This window comes from Streptomyces sp. NPDC002690 (assembly GCF_053592415.1).
In genome coordinates this window covers 1-5,073 of record NZ_JBSFVR010000466.1, presented here as the reverse complement: position 1 = coordinate 5,073, position 5,073 = coordinate 1, and the positions used below count along the sequence as shown (strand labels likewise).

Below are 5,073 nucleotides of genomic sequence, written 5' to 3'. Positions count from 1 at the left end.
TCCTGTTACCCGGCGTAGCCGCGCTGCGGGGACGACCGCATGACTCGACCGCGGCCACCCCGCCACCGCGGTACGCCCTTCGCGACCGGACGGCCCCTCCGGTGTCCGGAGGGGCCACGGCGTTTTGGGCGTGTGTCAGGCGTACGGATCAGAGTCCGTAGCGCTCCCGGGCCTCCTTGACCGCGGAGGCCGGGATCTCGCCGCGCTTGGCGAGCTGGGCCAGGGCCGCGACGACGACCGACTGCGCGTCGACACCGAAGTGGCGGCGGGCCGCGTCGCGGGTGTCGGAGAGACCGAAGCCGTCCGTGCCGAGCGAGGACCAGTCCTGCTCCACCCACTGGCTGATCTGGTCCGGCACCTGCCGCATCCAGTCGCTGACCGCGAGCACCGGGCCGGGAGCACCGGCCAGCGCCTGCGTCACGTACGGCACCCGCTCCTCACCGCGCAGCAGCGCGGCGTCGGCGTCCAGCGCGTCGCGGCGCAGCTCGCCCCACGAGGTTGCGGACCAGACGTCGGCGGTGACGCCCCAGTCGGCGGCCAGCAGCTCCTGGGCCTGAAGGGCCCAGTGGATGGCCGTACCGGAGGCCAGCAGCTGCAGGCGCGGCGCGTCGGCGGCGACCGGCGTGCCCTCCTTGAAGCGGTACAGGCCCTTGACGATGCCCTCCTCGACGCCTTCCGGCATCGCGGGCTGGGGCTTCGGCTCGTTGTAGACCGTCAGGTAGTAGAAGACGTTGGAGTCCTCGCCCTCGACGGGCTCGCCGTACATCCGGCGCAGACCCTCCTTGACGATCACCGCGATCTCGTACGCGAAGGCCGGGTCGTAGTTGAGCGACGCCGGGTTCGTGGCCGCGATCAGGTGCGAGTGGCCGTCCGCGTGCTGGAGGCCCTCACCCGTCAGGGTCGTACGGCCGGCCGTGGCGCCGACGATGAAGCCCTTGCCGAGCTGGTCGGCGAGCTGCCACATCTGGTCGCCGGTCCGCTGCCAGCCGAACATCGAGTAGAAGATGTAGAACGGGATCATCGTCTCGCCGTGCGTCGCGTACGACGTGGACGCGGCGATGAAGTCCGCCATGGAGCCGGCCTCGGTGATCCCCTCGTTGAGGATCTGGCCGTCCTTGGCCTCCTTGTAGTACATCAGCTGGTCGCGGTCGACCGGCTCGTACGTCTGGCCCAGCGGCGAGTAGATGCCGGCCGACGGGAAGAGCGACTCCATACCGAAGGTACGGGCCTCGTCCGGGACGATCGGAACCCAGCGCTTGCCGGTCTCCTTGTCCCGCATCAGGTCCTTGGCGAGGCGGACGAAGGCCATGGTGGTGGCCATCTCCTGCTTGCCGGAACCCTTCTTCAGGGCGGCGAACGCGCGCTCGGCGGGCTGCGGCAGGGCCGCGGCGTGCACCCGGCGGGCGGGGGCGGGGCCACCGAGGGCCGCGCGGCGCTCCTGGAGGTAACGGACCTCGGGGGAGTCGGCGCCGGGGTGGCCGTAAGGCACCACACCGCTCTCGAAGGCGCTGTCCGGGATCGGCAGGCCGAGCAGCTCGCGCATGTCCTTGAACTCGTCCAGGGACAGCTTCTTCATCTGGTGGTTGGCGTTCTTGGACTCGAAGCCCTTGCCGAGCGTGAAGCCCTTCACCGTCTGGGCGAGGATCACGGTCGGGCCGCCCTTGTGCTCCAGGGCCGCCTTGTACGCCGCGTAGACCTTGCGGGCCTCGTGGCCGCCGCGCGAGGTGTAGAAACACTCGGCGATCTTCGCGTCGGTGAGCAGCTTCGCCAGCTCGGCGAGCGCGGGCTCGGCGCCGAAGAAGTGCTCGCGGATGTAGGCGACGTCACGGGTGGCGTACGTCTGGAACTGCGCGTCCGGGACCTCGCGGAGACGGCGGACCAGCGCACCGGTGGTGTCGAGCTGGAAGAGCTCGTCCCACGCGTTGCCCCAGAGCGTCTTGACGACGTTCCAGCCGGCCCCGCGGAAGGCGCCTTCCAGCTCCTGGACCACGCGGAAGTTGGCGCGGACCGGGCCGTCGAGACGCTGCAGGTTGCAGTTGATGACGAAGGTCAGGTTGTCGAGACCCTCACGGGCGGCGAGCGCCAGGGCTGCCGTCGACTCGGGCTCGTCCATCTCGCCGTCGCCCAGGAAGGCCCAGACGTGCGAGTTCGACGTGTCCTTGATGTTGCGGTTGGCCAGGTAGCGGTTGAAACGCGCCTGGTAGATGGCCGACAGCGGGCCGAGACCCATCGACACCGTGGGGAACTCCCACAGCCAGGGCAGACGCCGCGGGTGCGGGTAGGACGGCAGGCCGTCGCCGCCCGCCTCCTGACGGAAGTTGTCGAGCTGCTGCTCGCTCAGCCGGCCGTCGAGGAAGGCGCGGGCGTAGATGCCGGGGGAGGCGTGGCCCTGGATGTAGAGCTGGTCGCCGGAGCCGTCCCCCTCCTTGCCGCGGAAGAAGTGGTTGAAGCCCGTCTCGTACAGCCAGGCCGCGGAGGCGAAGGTGGCGATGTGGCCGCCGACGCCGTACTTCGCCCCGCGCGTCACCATGGCCGCCGCGTTCCAGCGGTTCCAGGCGGTGATGCGGGATTCCATCTCCAGGTCGCCGTCGAACTCGGGCTCGGCGGCGGTCGGGATGGAGTTGACGTAGTCGGTCTCCAGCAGCTTGGGCAGCGCGAGACCGGCGCCTTCGGCGTGTTCGAGAGAACGCCTCATCAGGTACGCGGCGCGATGCGGCCCCGCGGCCTTGGTGACGGCGTCCAGAGAGGCCGCCCATTCGGCGGTCTCTTCGGGGTCGCGGTCCGGGAACTGGTCGAGTTCGCTCGGACGCTTTCCTACGGGGTCGGTCATGATCGCCGCCTTCCGGAGTGGGAGGGGGTGGAGAAGTCCCTGGCTGGCAGGACAGGGCGACGGGCCGGTGGGCCCGCGAAGAACTGTAAATCCCTGATCGATGATCGATCAAAGGGGTGAGGGGAAAAACTTCTCGATATGAAGAAATTGGCATGGGGTGCCGCCGTATGGGGCACGGAGTGTCTGGATTAACCGGTCCAAAACGGTCATGTTTTGCTCGAAAGAGCGATGCCGGTGACGGATGGGAAACCTGACGGCAATGCGGACGTGAGAAGAAACGCGTACGCGCCCGTCCGCCGACCGTCCGGAGAGGGTACGGACGGTCCCCCGCGGCAGGGTCCCCGGGGCGCGGTACGGCAGGGCTCGCGGCCGGTCCCTCAGGCGCGCGGCGCGCAGCCCAGCACGTGTGCCTTGACCAGCGGCCCGATCTGCGGGTCCTGCCGCAGGAACGCGTCGATGAGCGCCTCGTGCTCCTCCGCGTACGACTTCTGCACCGTGCCCAGCCAGCGGATCGACAGGGCCGTGAACACCTCGATGCCCAGCCCCTCCCAGGTGTGCAGCAGCACCGCGTTGCCGGCCGCCCGCACCAGCTCCCGGTGGAAGCCCACCGTGTGCCGCACCTGCGCCTCCCCGTCGGCCGCCCGGTCGGCCTCGTAGAGGGCACTCACGTGCGGCTGGAGGGCCGAGCAGTCGCTGCCGAGGGCGGAGGCCGCCAGCTCCGCCGCGATCTGCTCCAGGCCCGCACGCACGGGGTAGCTCTCCTCCAGGTCCGCGGCGGTGAGATTGCGGACCCGGACGCCCTTGTTGGGCGCCGACTCGATCAGCCGCAGCGTCTCCAGCTCGCGCAGCGCCTCGCGCACCGGCGTCTGGCTGACCTCCAGCTCGGTGGCGATCCGCCGCTCCACGATGCGCTCGCCCGGCTTCCAGCGCCCGCTGACGATCCCGTCCACGATGTGCTCGCGGATCTGTTCGCGCAGCGAGTGGACGACGGGCGGGGTCATGAGGTGCTCCTTCGGGCGAACCGGTGCCGCCTGGGACCGGCCACGGTCCCTGGTGCCGCGCCCGGCAAGCTTCGCCCCTCCTCATGGGGCGAACATTGCCGGGCGCGGCACCAGGGCCCGTGGTGTTGACCGGCAGTGACCGCCGGATACCCCGTAGACAATACGGCTGCGCCCCCGCCCGGGAGGTGGTCCGGGCGGGGGCGCAGCTGGTGAGGCTCGTTACAGCAGGATCGTTCAGAGGCCGAGCTCGACCTCGAACTCACCGGCCTCCAGGATCGCCTTGACCGAGGTCAGGTAACGGGCGGCGTCCGCGCCGTCCACCAGACGGTGGTCGTAGGAGAGCGAGAGGTACGTCATGTCACGGATGCCGATGACGGTGCCCTCGGCGGTCTCGATGACGGCCGGGCGCTTCACCGTGGCACCGATGCCCAGGATGGCGGCCTGGTTCGGGGGCACGATGACGGTGTCGAACAGCGCACCGCGCGAACCGGTGTTGCTGATGGTGAAGGTGGCACCCGACATGTCGTCCGGGGTGAGGCCGCCACCGCGGGCCTTGCCGGCCAGCTCGGCGGTCTTCTTCGAGATACCGGCGATGTTCAGGTCGCCCGCACCCTTGATGACCGGGGTCATCAGACCCTTCTCGGCGTCCACGGCGATGCCGATGTTCTCCGAGTCGAAGTACGTGATGGTGCCCTCGTCCTCGTTGATCCGGGCGTTGATGACCGGGTGGGCCTTCAGCGCCTGGGCCGCCGCCTTCACGAAGAACGGCATCGGGGACAGCTTGACGCCCTCACGGGCGGCGAACGCGGCCTTCGCCTGGTTGCGCAGCTTCATCAGCTTGGTGATGTCGACCTCGACGACCGAGGTCAGCTGGGCCTGCGAGTGCAGCGCCTTCATCATGTTCTCGCCGATGACCTTGCGCATGCGGGTCATCTTGACCGTCTGACCGCGCAGCGGCGACGCCTCCAGCTTCGGCGCCTTGGAGGCGGCCGGAGCGGCGGCGGCAGCGGGGGCCGGAGCGGCTGCGGCGGCCTTGGCGGCCTCCGCGGCGGCGATGACGTCCTGCTTGCGGATACGGCCACCGACGCCGGTGCCCTTCACCGCGCCCAGGTCGACGCCGTTCTCCGAAGCGAGCTTGCGGACCAGCGGCGTGACGTACGCGCCGTCGTCACCGGCGGTCGCGGCCGGGGTGACCGGAGCCGGGGCGCGGACCCCTCCCTGATGCCGCACGCCGTCGACGAG

Annotated in this window: 3 protein-coding genes; all 3 read right to left on the bottom strand. The window is 70.1% G+C overall.

Features of this window, described 5'->3' with window-relative positions:
• Nucleotides 1–148 precede the first annotated feature (148 nt).
• Complete coding sequence (gene aceE, locus ACWD3D_RS33405) at nt 149–2,830, bottom strand: pyruvate dehydrogenase (acetyl-transferring), homodimeric type (protein WP_451464466.1); 2,682 nt, start codon at nt 2,828–2,830, stop codon at nt 149–151.
• Between the two features lie 377 nt (nt 2,831–3,207).
• Complete coding sequence (locus ACWD3D_RS33400; RefSeq protein ID WP_451464465.1) at nt 3,208–3,831, bottom strand: GntR family transcriptional regulator; 624 nt, start codon at nt 3,829–3,831, stop codon at nt 3,208–3,210.
• 234 nt (nt 3,832–4,065) lie between these two features.
• A partial coding sequence (sucB, locus tag ACWD3D_RS33395) for a 2-oxoglutarate dehydrogenase, E2 component, dihydrolipoamide succinyltransferase (RefSeq protein ID WP_451464464.1) occupies nt 4,066–5,073 on the bottom strand: 1,008 nt, incomplete at its 5' end.

What these genes read in the sequence shown, in the direction of transcription:
- aceE (WP_451464466.1), bottom strand. Translation starts at nt 2,830, where the DNA reads ATGACCGACCCCGTAGGAAAGCGTCCGAGCGAACTCGACCAGTTCCCG.
- ACWD3D_RS33400 (WP_451464465.1), bottom strand. Translation starts at nt 3,831, where the DNA reads ATGACCCCGCCCGTCGTCCACTCGCTGCGCGAACAGATCCGCGAGCAC.